This is a genomic window from Leptolyngbya sp. FACHB-36, from assembly GCF_014695955.1.
GTDB lineage: Bacteria > Cyanobacteriota > Cyanobacteriia > Leptolyngbyales > Leptolyngbyaceae > FACHB-36.
In genome coordinates this window covers 1-3,653 of the sequence record NZ_JACJPG010000146.1, presented here as the reverse complement: position 1 = coordinate 3,653, position 3,653 = coordinate 1, and the positions used below count along the sequence as shown (strand labels likewise).

Here is a 3,653-nt window from a genome sequence, read left to right as displayed (position 1 = left end):
TGCTCGACTAGGGCGCTGGCGTAGTTGTTGTGCGCGTCGGCGTGGTTGGGCTGCAATTGGATTGCCTGCAGACAGCAGGCGATCGCCTCGTTGAGGTTGCCTTGCTCTTTTAGGGCGGAGCCGAGGTTGTTGTAGGCGTTGGCGCACGCGGGGTCGTAGGCGATCGCGCGGCGATACTGAACAATGGCATCCTCTAGCTTGCCCTGCTCTTGTAGTACGGTTCCCAGGTTGTCGTAGGCGCTGGCGTAGTCGGGCTTTAGCGCCAGCGCGGTTTGGTAAGCGGCGATCGCGTCGGCGCGCTTTCCTTGCCGCTGTAGCGCAATTCCCAGGTTGTTATGGGCGCTGAAGTAGCGGGGGTTGAGGGCGATCGCTTGCTGGTAGTGTGCGGCGGCATCGGCGAGTCGTCCCTGGTTGAACAGCGCGACGCCCAAACTGTTATGCGCGTTGATGTGATCTGGGTTGAGGGTGACGGCTTGCTGGTAGTGGTCGATCGCGCCGCTCAGGTTTCCCTGCTTTGAGAGGGCAATGCCCAGGTTGTTGTGGGCATTGGCGTGCTGCGGATTCAGGGCAATTGCCTGCTGATAGTGAACGATCGCGCGGTCTAGCTGTCCGTCTTCGTAGAATGCGACGCCCAGGTTGTAGTAGGCTTCTGCATCTTGCGGCATCAAGGCTACGGCTTTCTGGTGGTGAGCGATCGCGTCAGCGCGGCGTCCCTGTCTGCACAGCACGGACCCAAGGTTGCTGTGGGTTTCGGCGGAATGGGGAGCTTGCTGCAATATCTGCTCGTAGTAGGCAACGCTGTCTGCAAGGCGATCGGTCTGCTCGGCGATTAGCGCCAGCCATGACAGCGCTTCAATGCTGTGAGGCTGCTGCTGAAGTATCTGATGGCAGAGGGTTTCTGCTTCTGCCAGTTGTCCTGCCTGCATGTGCGACTGAGCCGCGGAGAGTAGCGCGTTGTTCACCTGCAACCTGCCTGTGAGCGATCGTTGGCTTCGATTATCAACGCCTGAATTACACTTCGTACTTGCAGACGTGGAAAAATCACCTCTCTAAATTATTCAGGATGGGCAGCGATCGCGCTCGTTAAGTTGTGTGCTGCGCGATCGCCTCATTCATCTAATTAGATCGATCGGCTCGATCGATCGCGTGCGCGTCGCCGCGTCAGGATGCTCATGACTTCTCCGGAGGCGGGGGCGGGTAGCAGTTTGCTCCACGTACCGACTTCGGCAAAGCCGCGTCGATGTAGTTCGTGCACCGTTTCGCGCACGCCATTGGGACTGCTGATGATCAGAACGTGCACTTCTTCCCATGAGTCGGAAGGGGCACGATCGGGCAAGGGCGCACCGGGATCGTTTGGCGGAAACGCCGACAATAAGGCATCTAGCATGATGGGATCTCCTATGTTTGAGCTGAGGAAATCCCAAAAACTCAGCCACCCCACGACACAAGGAAGCAAGGTGGCTGAAGAGGATGATAAGATCCGCCTTTAGCCACCGTGACTGCTAGCGTCAGTCTCGGAGGTTAGCTACCCTTTGCTGGTAACGACAGCATCGGGTAGCGCTGACTGAATTTTTGGGAATACGGGCTGCGTCAAAGAACAGGCACGCAACCTTAGTTTGTGAGAATAACGGTAGTGCGGGTGTTCCGTCAATCCCCTGGTTAGAGAGATTGGAATTGGGAGGGAGGGGCGATCGTCCTATCTAGAACTGAGAGTGCGCTTGTATTACTTATCACCTGTACAGAGGTTCTGTAGAAGTAGAAAATAGACTGCAACTTGCTTGATAATCTGCCGTAGCGGGATGTTATCGTGCATAACGTCGGTAATGTCCCTGAGCGGGTGAATATTCTGAAAGTTTCAGCTAATGAATAGTTAGCTGAATTTCAATCCAATCAAGAGGTTGTTAATGAGTAGCGAAGTTATTGTTTATGTTGTATATGATGCTTCAGTTAAATCTGTAAGCTGTCAAGAAATCATAGCAGCAATTCGATCTAGCCATCCCCGCTGGCTTATAGAGGGAGGTAATCGTTCATATTTCGCTGTCGGGCTATATGATCAGGCACCAGTGCGCGTATCTTCAAGCACAGAACAGAGTGATCAAGAAGAAGCACAAGAAATGGCTGACAGTTTAGAATTAGCTGGAGCCTCTGCATCTGACATTCTAAAAATTCGTCAGACCAACGCTCGTTTTGAAATTTACTGGGACTTCACAGAGGACGCCGATCCTGTCCCCGAAACTGCGGAGGTCATCTTTGCTATCGCTAAAATCATTGTAGGCTTGACCGATGGAGTGCCTCTTGTCAACGGAAGTCGATTGTTGTCATTTAGTGATGCTCCTTGGGATCAAATAATTCCTTCGTAAAACAGTGCGATCGCCGATTTTGTAGGGTGTGTTCCTGAATGAACTCTTATCTCCTCTACCGATAGATCGTTAGGAACGCACTGTGCTCATGAATTCTTGGAGAAAGCGATCTCAGTCTAACAAGCCGTTGCACACCGACTGTACAAAACCTTCTGTTGAATTCGAGAGGTTATTTGCAGCGGGTGAACGGGAACGTTAGACTGGCTTGAACCAGATAGCCAGCTAACCTGCTACCTTTTAGAGATAGATTCAGGGGTAAGAAAAATGGAAAAGGCATTTGGGCTAGAAATTCCTGAAAACTTAGAAGATGCCTGTGAACTCGATCGAACAGCTCTACTAGTTTACGATATGCAAATCGGCATTTTTACCCAGTTAAGTAACGGAGCTACGATCAAGACGAAGGTTGTAGAGGTTCTTCAAGCAGCGCGAGAAGTTGGTTTGCGCATATTTTTTATGCGCCATATGTCACTACCTAAAGAATTATCAGGTGTCTTTCAACTCAAGACAGCAAAGGCATGGCAAAGAGTATCTTCCGTCGAAGATGTCAATCCTTGGTTTCTACCTGACGCACCAGGTTTCCAATTAATTCCTGAAGTAACACCGCTGCCCTCCGAGGCAATTTTCGACAAAATCACCATGTCTGCCTTTGAGGGTACTCCGCTCAACATTGCCTTACGCGACTGTGCGATTCAAACTGTCATCATTGTAGGAGTGGCAACTGAAATTGGAATTGAGCCAACGATTCGCCATGCTGCCGACCTTGGATACATCCCTGTGATGGTTACCGATGCCTGTGGAGCAGGCAACGAAGAAGCGGGTCAGCGCGCAGTTGCCAGCCTTAAATTCATGGGAGATGCTTTCTTCACAAACGTAGAGGAGATATGCTTAATTCTCCGCAAGAAAGCTGGAAGCCAAAGCTTATAGACAATTGTGATATGCAGCCTAACGAGCCCAATGCACCAGAACGAGTGAACTTAATCACTGGAATGCAAAGTTTATTTGTGTTCGGTGATTAAAAACATTCGACTGCCGCTCCACCGATCGTATCTGCAGCTCTAACTTGCTATTGAAATAATTCTGGCTGTAGGGATTCAGAAGTCTCCCAGTCTGCTCAAGGGAAACATCTTCTTAGGGTCGATATAATTGTTAAGGGCAAGTGGGCTTCACAGTGCGCGAGTGAGTTTCGCAGTGCCTTGCAATTATGAGCCTCATGAATGAATCAGTATTTTGCAACAGTGGCGCGGGGGCTAGAAACGCTAGCAGCGCAGGAGTTAGAGCAATTGGGTGCCGATG

The 3,653-nt window shown here is 50.9% G+C and carries 4 protein-coding genes; 2 read left to right on the top strand and 2 right to left on the bottom strand.

Translation table 11 applies throughout. The annotated features are described in order from the left end of the window. Positions 1–962, bottom strand: a 962-nt coding sequence (locus H6F43_RS02105) for a tetratricopeptide repeat protein (RefSeq protein WP_190340361.1), incomplete at its 3' end; no start/stop codon positions are given. Between the two features lie 158 nt (positions 963–1,120). Next, positions 1,121–1,387 (bottom strand): hypothetical protein, encoded by a 267-nt coding sequence (locus tag H6F43_RS02100; protein ID WP_190340360.1) that lies wholly within the window; start codon positions 1,385–1,387, stop codon positions 1,121–1,123. 517 nt (positions 1,388–1,904) lie between these two features. On the opposite strand from H6F43_RS02100, the gene H6F43_RS02095 reads away from it, so the two are divergent. Next, complete coding sequence (locus H6F43_RS02095; RefSeq protein WP_190340359.1) at positions 1,905–2,360, top strand: hypothetical protein; 456 nt, start codon at positions 1,905–1,907, stop codon at positions 2,358–2,360. A gap of 264 nt (positions 2,361–2,624) precedes the next feature. Further along, complete coding sequence (locus H6F43_RS02090; protein WP_190340358.1) at positions 2,625–3,284, top strand: cysteine hydrolase; 660 nt, start codon at positions 2,625–2,627, stop codon at positions 3,282–3,284. Positions 3,285–3,653: the final 369 nt, after the last annotated feature.

Coding starts and splice junctions, on each gene's coding strand:
- H6F43_RS02095 (WP_190340359.1), top strand. CDS start 1,905: ATGAGTAGCGAAGTTATTGTTTATGTTGTATATGATGCTTCAGTTAAA.
- H6F43_RS02090 (WP_190340358.1), top strand. CDS start 2,625: ATGGAAAAGGCATTTGGGCTAGAAATTCCTGAAAACTTAGAAGATGCC.
- H6F43_RS02100 (WP_190340360.1), bottom strand. CDS start 1,387: ATGCTAGATGCCTTATTGTCGGCGTTTCCGCCAAACGATCCCGGTGCG.